This window comes from Apibacter adventoris (genome assembly GCF_002964965.1).
GTDB classification, from domain to species: domain Bacteria; phylum Bacteroidota; class Bacteroidia; order Flavobacteriales; family Weeksellaceae; genus Apibacter; species Apibacter adventoris.
Genome location: NZ_PSZN01000018.1, coordinates 142,667 through 155,372, shown reverse-complemented (window position 1 = coordinate 155,372; position 12,706 = coordinate 142,667). Strand labels below are relative to the sequence as shown.

The 12,706-nt window shown below is 31.0% G+C and carries 11 protein-coding genes; all 11 read left to right on the top strand.

Features of this window, described 5'->3' with window-relative positions; genetic code table 11:
* Position 1 precedes the first annotated feature (1 nt).
* The 11 genes from C4S76_RS07620 (at position 2) to rplB (ending at position 12,701) form a co-directional block, all read left to right on the top strand.
* Positions 2-430 (top strand): hypothetical protein, encoded by a 429-nt coding sequence (locus C4S76_RS07620; RefSeq protein ID WP_105193875.1) that lies wholly within the window; start codon positions 2-4, stop codon positions 428-430.
* A gap of 11 nt (positions 431-441) precedes the next feature.
* Positions 442-7,062, top strand: coding sequence for an RHS repeat-associated core domain-containing protein (locus C4S76_RS07615; protein WP_105193874.1), 6,621 nt, complete (start codon positions 442-444; stop codon positions 7,060-7,062).
* A 4-nt stretch (positions 7,063-7,066) separates the two neighbouring features.
* Positions 7,067-7,720 carry a hypothetical protein gene (locus C4S76_RS07610; RefSeq protein WP_105193873.1) on the top strand — a complete coding sequence of 218 codons (654 nt, stop codon included), beginning with the start codon at positions 7,067-7,069 and terminating at the stop codon, positions 7,718-7,720.
* Positions 7,721-7,824: 104 nt separating this feature from the next.
* Positions 7,825-7,956 (top strand): hypothetical protein, encoded by a 132-nt coding sequence (locus C4S76_RS12115; RefSeq protein WP_262494552.1) that lies wholly within the window; start codon positions 7,825-7,827, stop codon positions 7,954-7,956.
* A 55-nt stretch (positions 7,957-8,011) separates the two neighbouring features.
* Entirely contained in the window at positions 8,012-8,668 is a 657-nt protein-coding gene (locus C4S76_RS07605; RefSeq protein WP_105193872.1) for a hypothetical protein, read from the top strand.
* 136 nt (positions 8,669-8,804) lie between these two features.
* Positions 8,805-8,957 carry a hypothetical protein gene (locus tag C4S76_RS11795; RefSeq protein ID WP_181044082.1) on the top strand — a complete coding sequence of 51 codons (153 nt, stop codon included), beginning with the start codon at positions 8,805-8,807 and terminating at the stop codon, positions 8,955-8,957.
* 652 nt (positions 8,958-9,609) lie between these two features.
* Positions 9,610-10,158 (top strand): hypothetical protein, encoded by a 549-nt coding sequence (locus C4S76_RS07600; RefSeq protein WP_146105713.1) that lies wholly within the window; start codon positions 9,610-9,612, stop codon positions 10,156-10,158.
* A 167-nt stretch (positions 10,159-10,325) separates the two neighbouring features.
* A complete protein-coding gene (gene rplC, locus C4S76_RS07595; protein WP_105193870.1) occupies positions 10,326-10,949 on the top strand; it encodes a 50S ribosomal protein L3 in 624 nt (207 codons plus the stop codon).
* Positions 10,940-11,569 carry a 50S ribosomal protein L4 gene (rplD, locus tag C4S76_RS07590; protein WP_105193869.1) on the top strand — a complete coding sequence of 210 codons (630 nt, stop codon included), beginning with the start codon at positions 10,940-10,942 and terminating at the stop codon, positions 11,567-11,569. The genes rplC and rplD overlap by 10 nt, the downstream gene beginning before the upstream one ends.
* A gap of 4 nt (positions 11,570-11,573) precedes the next feature.
* Positions 11,574-11,864, top strand: coding sequence for a 50S ribosomal protein L23 (gene rplW, locus C4S76_RS07585; RefSeq protein ID WP_105193868.1), 291 nt, complete (start codon positions 11,574-11,576; stop codon positions 11,862-11,864).
* Between the two features lie 15 nt (positions 11,865-11,879).
* The gene (rplB, locus tag C4S76_RS07580) at positions 11,880-12,701 is read left to right on the top strand and encodes a 50S ribosomal protein L2 (protein WP_105193867.1); all 822 of its coding nucleotides are present in this window, start codon (positions 11,880-11,882) and stop codon (positions 12,699-12,701) included.
* The last annotated feature ends 5 nt before the right edge of the window (positions 12,702-12,706 follow it).

The following is a 12,706-nucleotide window of genomic DNA, read 5'->3' as shown; positions in this document are numbered from 1 at the left end:
TATGAAACATTTTTACTCTCTTTTGTTTATATTTTTATTTAACTTTATCTTTTCCCAATCAGATAAGTTATTTTTTGAATATGATCTTTCAGGTAATCAAATTTTAAGACAATATAAAAACGAAAGTGTATCCCAGTATGTTGAGGGAAAATCCTTACATAGTTCGTTTAAATCTTTACAAAAAGAAACGTATATTTATCCAAATCCGGTAGATACGGAATTGATTATTGGTTGGGAACCGGCTGTTTCCGATCTAATATCTAAAATTGAATTAGTTCCTTATAATGGGACTATATTAGAAAATATTCCATTTATATCAAGAGAAGGAAAATCTGTAATAAATATGAGAAATAAGCTTTCCGGAGTTTATTATATAAGAATTTATTTATCAGACGGAAGAATAATCAATCACTCTTTAATAAAAAACTAACAACCTACGCTATGATATTTTCATATTTAAGAATACAGATAGCCGTAATACTATTCTTTTTATTGAGTAGTATAGGCAAATCTCAGGTAATTTTGTCTAATCAAGATAATCCTAACAGAAAAGTTACAGCTACCAAATTCATACAATTTAAACCTGGTTTTAAAGTAACTGCACAAAATGGAACTTTTTATCATGCTTTTATAGATAGCTATGGAGATGGAATACCTGAAGGAGGAGATACAACAGGTGGCGGTATAGTGGAAGGAAATACCATGCATTTTTCTGATACAAAAGGAGAGTTATCCATTACCGATTTAGGAAATGCGAATTATACACTTCCCATATCCTTGCCTCCAGGAATTAAAGGCATAGCTCCACAGCTTGCTCTGGTGTATAATAGTGCTTCCGATAATGGAATGGTAGGTTACGGTTGGAACATAAAAGGAATCTCATCTGTTTCCAGAGTTTCTTCCCGTTTAGATATAGACGGATTTATAGGGGGAGTAAAATTGAATTCTAATGATAAATTTTCTTTAGACGGGCAACGGCTAATTTTAGATAAAGGTAACTATGGAGCTGCAGGATCTACTTATAAAACTGAAAATCTATCTAATTTACAAATAGAAGCCGTCGGAGAAATTAGTTCTCCTGGAATTGAAGGTACTTATCCCGAATACTTTAAAGTAACTTTTCCTGATGGTATTCAAGTGTTTTACGGCTCTTCTTCAGATTCAAGAGGAATTACCGAATGGTTAATTAAAAGGTGGAAAGATCCTCAAGGAAATTATGTGGAATATTTTTATGATAAAGATAAGAATACAAACTATATAAGCAGAATTGTGTATGCGGTTAACGAAAATGTGAATACGCAATATTACAATACTGTCCGATTTTTTTATAAACGAAGAGATCGAACAGAATTTGCATACATACAAGGAATCAAATTAGTAAATGATCGTATCCTGAATAAGGTGGAAGTATCTACAGCAGGAAAATTATTTCGCAAATATCAGGTTAATTATGAAACCATAACCGGAAATTATCAAAGAGTCACTTCACTTCAAGAATTTAATGGAGCTAATGAACCTGCAAATCCGATAATTTTTACTTATAAAGATACTTCTAATTCCTTTGGAGAGTATACCTATGATAAGTCCGAGGCTTTGCGAGAATTGAAACATATAAATTTAACCGGTGATTTTGATGGGGATGGAGAAGTAGATGTTATAGCTTCAGGACTTATGTACAGAGGTTTAATGAGCAATTTGGGGAAAACAAATGATAGGAATTCTGTGAATTATGATGGATTTTTAATAACTCATCCAATTAGTACTGTGACTAATGGAAAACTAAACAATTTTCAATCTATAGCATCGTATAAAGATGAAAGTCCTGCTGGAATTTCTAATATAAATGACCATAGATATGAAACTGAAAATAAATTATTAATAAGTGTATATGATTTTAATAAAAATAACAATAATTTTCAAAAAACATATGTAAAAAAGATCAATTATCCTTATAGGAATAAGTCAAGAGATGAATGTTTTGACATTGTGACAGGAGGAAATAGAATTGTATATGAAACTGCAATAAAAAAAGAGTTTTTAGAAGGAGATTTTAATGGGGATGGAATTTCGGAATTATTAATTTTTGGAGAAGGAATATATGGTTTAACTAAGGCTATTTATACTAATAGAGATCCGAAATTACCGCCTTTAATGGAAATTCCACGTTGTGAATATGAAACTTCAAATTTTTATGCTAGTGTTTATTATGTTGATATGAATCCGGATATCCCGGATGAAAATAGCTATAAAAAATTAAGTCCATACTTTTTTACTTATTCATCAGATAAATTTGTTGTAGATATAGATGGAGACGGAAAATCAGATATATTAAGTTTTCATGGAAAATATTTTTATGTATCATTTTTAAATAAAAATAAGGAGTTTGAGGTTTTATTTAGCGGGGAAATACCAGAGTATGAAAAAGATAAATCTTTATTAATAGGGGATTTTAATGGGGATGGAAAATCGGATCTAATGATACCCGAAAAAGAAGGTTCAAGTGTCTGGTTTATGTATATTTCTACCGGAAAAGGATTTGAAAAGGTGAGGTATGATAATTTTGTAGAATATAAACCATCATGGAAAGGTAGACCATCAGCTAATAGAAGAAGGTATAAAAAATATAGGGCGTTGGATTTAAATAAAGATGGAAAATCAGATTTTATAGAGTCGGAATATGAATCTTGGACAAAAGAACCTAGAAATAGAGATGGTAGAGGTTATATTCGATATTTTGAAAATATTGGAGGTGGAAATAATGGAGAAAATCCGGTTTTTAGAGCTAAAATGGAAAGTGAAGTCCGTTCAGGTGATGGATATAGTAATCCTATTACTTTAATTATAGCAGATTATAAAAATAATGAAAAAACAGGAAATTATGTTTTTGTGCAAGAAAATGAAATATGGAGAGGAGTTTTTAATAAAGACCTAAGAAAAGATCTTTTATTAACAAAGGTAACAGAAGTTAAAGGAAATATCTCTTCAGTAATCGAATATTCTTCTCTAGAACCTAATGAAGCTAATAACGGCTTAGGAAATGTAAACGGATTATACTTTTCATCCAATCAAGAAAACTACCCCTATAAAGAAATTACCAGAATCCCTAATATGGATGTAGTTAGTAAATTATCTGTAACAACCAAGGGAAAAACACTATATCAACGATTTAAGTATTTTGGATTAACAACTCATACCCGGGGACTGGGCTTGCTAGGATTTAAAAAAATAGCTCGTTCTAATTGGATGACAGATGAAAATATAGTAAAAACTTCTATTTGGTCTGTTGAAGAAATGTATCCACAACTCGGTAGAGATGGAAATTTATTTTCTCCGTTAATCTCTTCATGGACTTTCAAAGGAGATAATTATCACTTGATAGCTAATCCTGAAGATAATCAGTTATTAAGTAAAAGTTCGTCTCGTTTCCTTACCGATGAACCCTTACCGGGAATTCATAGTGTTTTATTGAATTATCAAATAGAAAAAGATTTTATTAATGGTACTACCATTACAACAGACAATCAGTATCATGACCATCATAACTTAACACAATCCATTGTAAATAACGGAACAGGCACCATACAAACCAATTATACCTATATAAATAATCCGAGTGGAACCGGGGCGGATTATTATATTGGTAGGTTAGTTCAAAAAACTGAAAAATCTACAGCATATAATGATGTTTATACTACAGAAGAAAAATATTTCTATACAAATAATCTCATTACCCGGACACAGAAAAAAGGGCATAATACAGATTATATTACAGAAGATATGCTTTATGATAATTTTGGGAATGTAATACAAAAAACAGTTTCAGCTCCAGGAGTTTCCTCCCGTACCATAAAAGACGTATATGATGTAACAGGTAGATTTGTAGTACAAAAAACAGATGCAGATAATCTTACAGAATATTTTAGTTACAATAATCTAGGTCAAATTCTATCACATATCAGTCCGTTTCAGGTATCTACCTATACAAAATATGATGACTGGGGTAAATTACAAAAAACAGTTATTAAAGGCGCTTCTTCTACTCCGTCAGTTTCCTATACCGCATATCAAAGAGGAATAGAAGGAGAGGCAGAAATTACTTTTATCAATGAACAAACAGGAGAATATTCCTCCATATATAAAGATATATTGGGGAGAGATATTAAGACAGTCACTAAAGGATTTGCAGATGGAGAATATATTTCAAAACATACAATATACGATGTTTTAGGACGAAAAATAAAGGAGAGTGAGCCAAGTATATTCAATTCATTATTATGGAATACAATAGAATATGATGAGTTGAGCAGGCCGATAAAGCAAACACTATTTACAGGAAAAGAGATAACTACTTCTTATAACGGACTTTCTGCAACTACCTCTGATGGTGTTAAAAAACAGACTATAACAAAAGATGCTAATGGAAATACAGTGAAAGTAATAGATAATGGAGAAACTATTACTTACACTTATTATGCAAATGGAAACCAGAAAACATCAAATTATAAAGGACATATTATAACTACAAAACAAGACGGTTGGGGTAGGAAGATAGAGTTACAAGATCCCTCTGTCAGTACAATGCCCTATACCTATTCTTATAATAACTATGGCGAATTACTAACAGAAACTACTCCGGACGGAACTACAAGCTTTACATATTCCCCAACAGGAAGAGTTTTAACTAAAACAATATCTGGAAACAATACAGATATACAATCTACATATCAATATTCCGATAAAGGGCTATTGTTGAAAGAGACCGGAACTTCTAATGGAGAAAACTATTCTTATTCTTATACATATGATAATATGTATCGCTTGTCTTCTCAAAAGGAAATGACTCCGCAAGCATCTTATCTGAAAGAATTTACTTACGATCAGTGGGGAAGAGAGTTGATAGAAAAAACTACTACTACTTTCCGAAATTTAACCTCTTCCATTTCGGTGAAAAATGGCTATAATTCCTACAATGGCATTAGAGATAAGGTTATTGAAGTAGGAACCGGAAAAATTTTATGGCAGGTTACTGGAATGAATGAACGAATGCAAGTGCTTTCAGCTAAATTAGGGAATAATATAGCAATTACTAATCAGATAGATGCAGCCGGATTTATGCGTCAGATTGCTCATACAGGAAATATGTCTACCCCTTTATCCCTGAACTATGATTTTAATTGGAAAAGAGGAACGCTGAACTCCCGATACAATCAGTATTACAACTGGAATGAACAGTTTACCTATGACAGTTTTGATCGTTTAGTTTCCTGGTCAGATCCCAATGGAGTAAATACCAATCAATATGCTCCGGATGGACGGATTACCAATAACTCTCAGGTCGGTGAATATCAGTATGATTCTTCTGCCCGGTATAAAAAATCATCAATAAACCTGAATACTATAGGAAAGTCTTATTACGAAAACAGACCTACCCAGCAAATTACGTACAATGTATTTAAAAACCCGGTGGATGTTACTGAAAGAAGTGATAAGATTCATTTTGATTATAATCCTCACAACACTCGTGCACGAGCAGAAATAAGTTCTTCACAGCCGGAAGTTATAACCAAGTATTATTCCGATACGAAAGAGGTGGAAATTTTTTCTACAGCTTCATTCGGATCTGAAGAAGTAAAGATTATCAGCTATATATCCGGAAGTCCTTATGACGCTCCTCTAATTTTTATATCCCGTTTTTCCGGCTCCGGCGGAAACCTTTCAAAAACAGAAGACGCTTTTTACTATTTGCATCGCGATTATCAGGGAACAATTCTTGCTATAAGTAATGAGCAGGGGCAGACTATAGAGCGCCGTTTATTCGATCCTTGGGGGAAAATTATCAAAGTAACCGATAAAAATGGAAATACACAATCGGTAAACCCTCAGTTTACCTTTATAGATCGGGGGTATACAGGTCATGAGCATTTCTTTACCGTAGGATTGATTCATATGAATGGACGTATGTATGATCCGGTGTTAAAACAATTTCTTTCTCCGGATAATAATATACAGGAGCCGTTTAACTCACAAAACTATAACCGGTATGGTTATGTATTGAATAATCCGTTAATGTATACAGATCCGAGTGGGGAGATTTTTGGCTTAGATATAATTTTAAGTGGAGCGATTATAGGAGCTTTTATAGGGGGAGCTACTTATACGGTCTATGCTTTGTATACAGATACCTTTAGTTGGAGTGGATTTACAAAAAGTATATTAACTGGGGGAGCCACAGGAGCTTTAGGAGGAGTAGCTAGTCTTTATGCACCAATAGGAATACTTCCTGGAGCTGGATATGGTGCTGCAACAGGAGGAGTAATAGGTATATTCGGTGCAGCTATAAGTGGAGGAGATATAGTGAAAGGAGGATTATTAGGAGCTGTGACAGGTGGAATTATGGGCGGAGTTATGGGTGGAATAGAAGCACATAAATTAGGAGGAAATATTTGGACAGGATATAGGGAACCACATGAACAAATAGCTACCTCTCCTAATGTAGTGTCAGGTAATACTCCTGTAAAACCAGATATAGAGGAAGTAATAAAAATAAAAACAAAAAATATCTCAGTTTCTGAAAGTGGATATCCTAGAGGAGAAAAATGGGGATTAAATGCAGTAACAATGAAGGTGCCTAAAGGATATACTTTTAGAGATGGTTATTTTATAAATAATACAACGGGAGCTAAAGCATTAGCTGTAACAGTTCCTAGTATATGGGGGCATGGGAGTTCAAATATTCATTTTGCGACAGCAGCTTTTGCGTCTAAAGAACAATTGACATCAACATTCTTTCATGAGATGGGGCATGTAATTCATATTAAATTAGGATTATCACAATTAGCAGATGTTCCAGGTGCTGGAATAGGGTTTGATAATTATGGACATGCAGCTATCTATAAAATGCAATATAATTTATTGAAAATGAATGGGTGGCTAAATAAAGGGTTGAATGGTTTTGGAAACGGTGTGGATAGATATTTGTTAGGTGCTTCTAATGAAATAGCAGAACAATATCCTAAGTTATATAATTCAATTAAAATATTAGAAAGGATTATAAAATTTTAATAAAATGAATATCATTGTATATTATATAATTTTACTCTTAGTATTAGTTTCTTGCATAAAAAAAGAAACAAATACAAAAAAGAATGAGAATGGAATAGAAATGATGGCTACTTTTAATAAAAAAGATACAGTTTTAACCATAGAATATATTAATAAAACAGATACCAATTATTTTTTTATAGGAAATAGGTTCTCTTTTGTAGATAAACGAAATTCATGCTATTTTTTATATCCTGTATTAAGTAGAAAAATTAATAAATTAGAAGGATATGAAACACTATTTGGTTTTTATAAAATAGAAGGCTCATATGATTTGTTAAGTATGATAACATTAAATAAAAAGATAGATTCAATCTATCCATCACGATGTAATTATGTTCCTGAAAATAACTATGGGATAGGGAATGATAGTATATTAATTTGTTTATTTGAGGGGATTTGTATTAATAAAAAGAGTAAAGTAGCTTTATTGTATAAATTTGATTATAATGGAGATGCTTTAAATAATCAATTTGAATATGCCGTACGATCCGAGATGTCTAGATCCTCTGTTCTACAAAATAGATTGAAAGCGTTTGAAAATATAAAGTTAAAAGGATATTATCCTTATAAAAAAGATATTTATATAAGAGATACTCTAAAAGTCAAATATGATTAAAATAATAAATAGATTTTGGAAAAGGAAGATGAAGGTATAGTGATTCTACAGGATCTTCAAAAGATGATAATTCTCCATTTTATTACATTAAATCTGAATTGAAAATGATTAATGGAAGAGGAGGTTATACAACAACATTTATGGATGCTCCTCGAAGAAATTTAAAATCCTTCAATATTTGGTGGAGAGCTAAATTATCTTTAACAGGAAGAATAGGAAATATCACAACACTATAATAATATAAGGAGAGTAAATTTGGTATCATTTATAATAAGATTAAATCATTAGGAAATGTTAAGATTAAATAAAATATTGTTACTTATGTTGCTTTTTATAAGTGGATGTAAAAAAAAAGAAAATTTTAATCTAAATGAAGAAATAGAGATGTCATATCAATTTGTTAAAAGAGATTCTTTGTTTCAAGTTACATTATTTAATCATTCAAATAAAAAATATTTTTTAATACCAGTATTAATTGAAGATATAAAATATAATACTAATTTAAATAGTGAATTAGTTGCCGGACACTTTAATGTTATGTTAATCCGTGTTGAAGGAGAGAGTAGTATTTATTATAGAAAAAAACTTAATTTATTAATGGATTCAATTATAACAGGAGTTGATTACAATAAATATTTCCCTGATACAAGAAAACTAGATTCTTTATATTATTTTAACAGATTAATTAGTATTGATTCCAAAAAGGATATTAAGCTAATTTATAAATTATCAATAGATAAGAATATGCAAAAACATATAAAAGGAAAAATATATTTGTTAAATTTTTTCAATGAACTGAAAAATAATAGAATAAAAGGACAAGAAAATTCTGATAGTTTTTATAAAGGAATGAAAAAATTACAAATAGATAATTATGTTATTTATGATAATAAGTGTAAGACTGAAGATACACTTTATTTAGAAAATGAAAATATATTTATTAAATAAAAAATCTTGTAATTTCGAGGTTCTAGTGATTAGAAGAATTTTTGCATTTTCACAGAAATTTCTTATATTTTTTCACAGAGTATTAGCAGTTTGATAGCCTCAGTGGTAGGAATTGGGGGTACGGCTATAGGTGTTAATGGAGATAAGAAAGCTGAAACCCTGTTTTTTTTGTACAGTTAGCGGTGGTTTTAGGTCTGCCTTAATCGGAGGTAATTTCTGGCAGGGAGCTGCCACAGGGTTAATTATTAGTGGGTTGAATAATGAAATGCATAAATTATTTGAAGAATGAGGGTAACAGAAGCCTATCAAACAATTGAATTTTATGAAAATTAACTAAAATTAATTAAGATAATGAAAAAGTAATTTTTATTTTTTATTTTTTATTTTTTTTATCAAGCAATACGCAAGTTTTTGTCAAGGATACAAAAATTAAAATAAGAAAAGAGAGACAAATAATGATAAGATATGAACTGAAAAATAACACACAATATAATTATATTTTTAACCATAATTTAGTTTTCAGTCCTAAATGTAGTGATGTTTAAAACTATACATATATTCAAATGATGGAAGATAATTTACCTATACATGTATCATGCTTTAAAATAGAAAATTATGTACCAGAATAAAAATATACTGTAGTGAAATCTTTTTCAAGTAAAACTTATAGGATTAATATTTCAAAGATAAAGAATAAAGAACAAAGAGAAGTTAATATTTCACTAATTTATAGTAAAGTAGATAGGGTTTTAAATCAACCCAATAAAAGAACAGAGAATTTAGAGAAAAGATTTGTTAAATTTATAAAAAAATAAAGCTATAATACTTTATCGGTAAGTTAGAAAGTGTATAGTAAAAGAATTAATACTTATTCCAATAAAGGATAATTCCATAGATTATTCTGCTATGAAAATAAAAATAAATAATAAAAATAACTACAAATGAAAAGTAAATTATTGAGTTTTATAACAATGTTTGGATTAATTATTCAGGCACAAGGTCAAATGCTGGAATTTAAAAATTCCAGAAAAATTAGTCAGAAAGGTGAAAATTTATCCCGATTAGAAATTCATGAACTTATGAAAGATAATCCGGAATCTTTGCACCTGTATAAGTCTGGAAAAACTTTGAGGACTGTGGGGGATATTACCTTTTTTGGAGGATTAATCATTGCCATAGGAGGAGTAGCTTTGAATAATCTTACAGATGTAGGGGATAAAAAGCACTCAATAAACTCATATCCATGGGAGGGATATTATAAAGGGACTTTCTCAGAAAAAAATTATACATTATCTACAGTGAGTTTAATTGTAGGAGGAGCAATGTTGGTTACTACCATTCCTTTAAAAATATCAGGAAAAAAAAGAATTAGAGAATCAGTAAAACAATACAATGAAAGTTTGCAAACTACAGGTATATCTAACCGTATAGACTATAAATTAGCAATTATAAGTAATCAAGAAGGAGTAGGTATTAAATTAACATTTTAAAATTCAGAATTTGGTAAATTTTTTTATAAAAAAATATAATTTCCTATTTCCTTAAAATAGAGAAAAATGAAATAATCCATAAAATATAAAAAATTTTGAATCAGAATGTTAAAATATTAGGATTTTTTTTATACTTTTGCAATCCGAAAAAATTATAAATAACAGAAATGTCAGGAATTATTGGAAAAAAAATCGGTATGACCAGTTTATTTGACGAACAAGGGAAAAACATCCCATGTACCGTTATACAAGCAGGTCCATGTTCGGTTTTACAGGTCAGAACCGTAGAAAAAGATGGCTACTTTGCCGTTCAGGTCGGTTTCGATGACAGAAGTGACAAGAATGTAGGAAAAGCATTGGCAGGTCATTTCAAAAAAGCAGGTTCTACTCCCAAAAGAAAAATAGTGGAGTTTAATCATGGATTTCATGATTTGAAATTAGGAGATGAAATAACAGTAAAACTATTCTCAGAAGGAGAGTATGTAGATGTAACAGGAACTTCTAAAGGAAAAGGATTTCAAGGGGTGGTTAAAAGACACGGTTTTGGAGGTGTTATGCAGTCAACACACGGTCAGCATAATCGATTAAGAGCACCTGGTTCTATCGGAGCGGGGTCAGATCCATCCAGGGTATTTAAAGGAATGAGAATGGCTGGAAGAATGGGGGGTAACCAAGTTACAGTTCAAAATCTGCAAGTAATAAAAGTGGACGAAGAAAAAAATCTTTTAATAGTAAAAGGTGCGGTTCCTGGTCCTAAAAATTCATATGTAATTATAAGAAGATGGAATTAATAGTACTAGATAAAAGCGGGAAAGAAACAGGAAGGAAAGTTTCTTTAGATGATGCTATATTTGGAATAGAACCTAATGAGCATGTAGTTTATTTAGAAGTAAAACAATATTTAGCAGCACAAAGACAAGGAACGCATAAATCCAAAGAAAGATCAGAAATAAGCGGTTCTACTCGTAAACTTCATCGTCAGAAAGGTACCGGAGGGTCTCGTAAAGGAGATATAAAAAACCCATTGTTTAAAGGCGGTGCAAGAGTGTTTGGGCCTAAACCCCGAGATTATAGGTTTAAATTAAATAAATCGCTAAAAAGATTAGCGAAAAAATCTGTATTTAGTCAGAAGCTTAAAGAAAATAATCTAAAAGTTGTTGAAGATTTTAAATTTGAAGCCCCTAAAACAAAAGATTTTATTCAGGTGGTTAATAATTTAGGATTAGCTAATAAAAAGACTTTGTTCATATTAGGTGAGTCAAATAAATTTGTATATTTGTCATCTCGAAATTTACAGGATGCTAAAGTGCTAGAATATAGCGAAATAAGCAGTTATGATGTTTTGAAAGCAAATGAAGTAGTTTTATTTGAAGGCTCAATAGAAAAAATTCAAGAAAATTTAAGAAAATAGAATCATGTCTATATTAATAAGACCTGTTATATCGGAAAAAGCAAATTCACTTTCAGAAACTAAAAATCGTTATACATTTTTAGTTAATACCAAAGCGAATAAATCTGAAATTAAACATGCTATAGAGCAAACATATGGAGTAAAAGTTGTGAAAGTAAATACTTTGATTTCTGCTCCGGAAGTAAAAACAAAATTTACTAAATCAGGTTTGCAGGTAGGAAAATCAAATAAGTTAAAAAAAGCAATGGTAGACATAAAAGAAGGTCAGACCATTGATGTATTTGGAACTATATAATTATTAAAAAGAATCATGTCGGTAAGAAAATTAAAACCTATCACCCCCGGACAAAGATTCAGAATTGTTAACAATTTTGAAGAAATTACTACTTCAAAACCAGAAAAATCTCTTTTAAGAGGAATTTCTAAGTCAGGAGGTAGAAATAATACCGGAAAAATGACTATGCGTTATACCGGAGGTGGACACAAGAAACGATTTAGAGAAATCGATTTCAAAAGAAATAAGTTTGGCGTTCCGGCTACTGTAAAATCAGTAGAATATGATCCAAACAGAACGGCATTTATCGCATTATTGGTATATGCTGATGGTGAAAAACGCTATATTGTAGCCCCGCACGGAATAAAGGTTGGGCAAAAACTTATTTCAGGAGAAACCACACCTCCAGAAATAGGTAATGCAATGAAATTAAAGAACATACCTTTAGGTACTGTTATTTCTTGTATAGAATTGCGTCCAGGACAAGGAGCTAAAATGGCAAGAAGTGCAGGAACCAGTGCTCAATTGATTGCAAGGGATGGTAAATATGCCGTTCTAAAAATGCCATCAGGAGAAACACGTATGATTTTAGTAGAATGTATGGCAACAATTGGTTCAATTTCCAATTCAGATCATCAGCTAATCGTATCAGGAAAAGCTGGTAGAAGCAGATGGTTAGGAAGAAGGCCAAGAACAAGACCAGTAGCAATGAACCCTGTAGACCATCCAATGGGAGGTGGAGAAGGTAGATCTACCGGAGGACATCCTAGATCTAGAAAAGGTATGCCTGCAAAAGGATACAAGACTCGTTCAAAAAAGAAAGAATCGAATCGTTATATTTTACAAAAAAGAAAATAATCTGA

What these genes read in the sequence shown, in the direction of transcription:
- C4S76_RS07610 (WP_105193873.1), top strand. Translation starts at nt 7,067, where the DNA reads ATGAATATCATTGTATATTATATAATTTTACTCTTAGTATTAGTTTCT.
- rplD (WP_105193869.1), top strand. Translation starts at nt 10,940, where the DNA reads ATGGAATTAATAGTACTAGATAAAAGCGGGAAAGAAACAGGAAGGAAA.
- rplC (WP_105193870.1), top strand. Translation starts at nt 10,326, where the DNA reads ATGTCAGGAATTATTGGAAAAAAAATCGGTATGACCAGTTTATTTGAC.
- rplW (WP_105193868.1), top strand. Translation starts at nt 11,574, where the DNA reads ATGTCTATATTAATAAGACCTGTTATATCGGAAAAAGCAAATTCACTT.
- C4S76_RS11795 (WP_181044082.1), top strand. Translation starts at nt 8,805, where the DNA reads ATGGAGATAAGAAAGCTGAAACCCTGTTTTTTTTGTACAGTTAGCGGT.
- C4S76_RS07620 (WP_105193875.1), top strand. Translation starts at nt 2, where the DNA reads ATGAAACATTTTTACTCTCTTTTGTTTATATTTTTATTTAACTTTATC.
- rplB (WP_105193867.1), top strand. Translation starts at nt 11,880, where the DNA reads ATGTCGGTAAGAAAATTAAAACCTATCACCCCCGGACAAAGATTCAGA.
- C4S76_RS07605 (WP_105193872.1), top strand. Translation starts at nt 8,012, where the DNA reads ATGTTAAGATTAAATAAAATATTGTTACTTATGTTGCTTTTTATAAGT.
- C4S76_RS07600 (WP_146105713.1), top strand. Translation starts at nt 9,610, where the DNA reads ATGAAAAGTAAATTATTGAGTTTTATAACAATGTTTGGATTAATTATT.
- C4S76_RS07615 (WP_105193874.1), top strand. Translation starts at nt 442, where the DNA reads ATGATATTTTCATATTTAAGAATACAGATAGCCGTAATACTATTCTTT.
- C4S76_RS12115 (WP_262494552.1), top strand. Translation starts at nt 7,825, where the DNA reads ATGATTAATGGAAGAGGAGGTTATACAACAACATTTATGGATGCTCCT.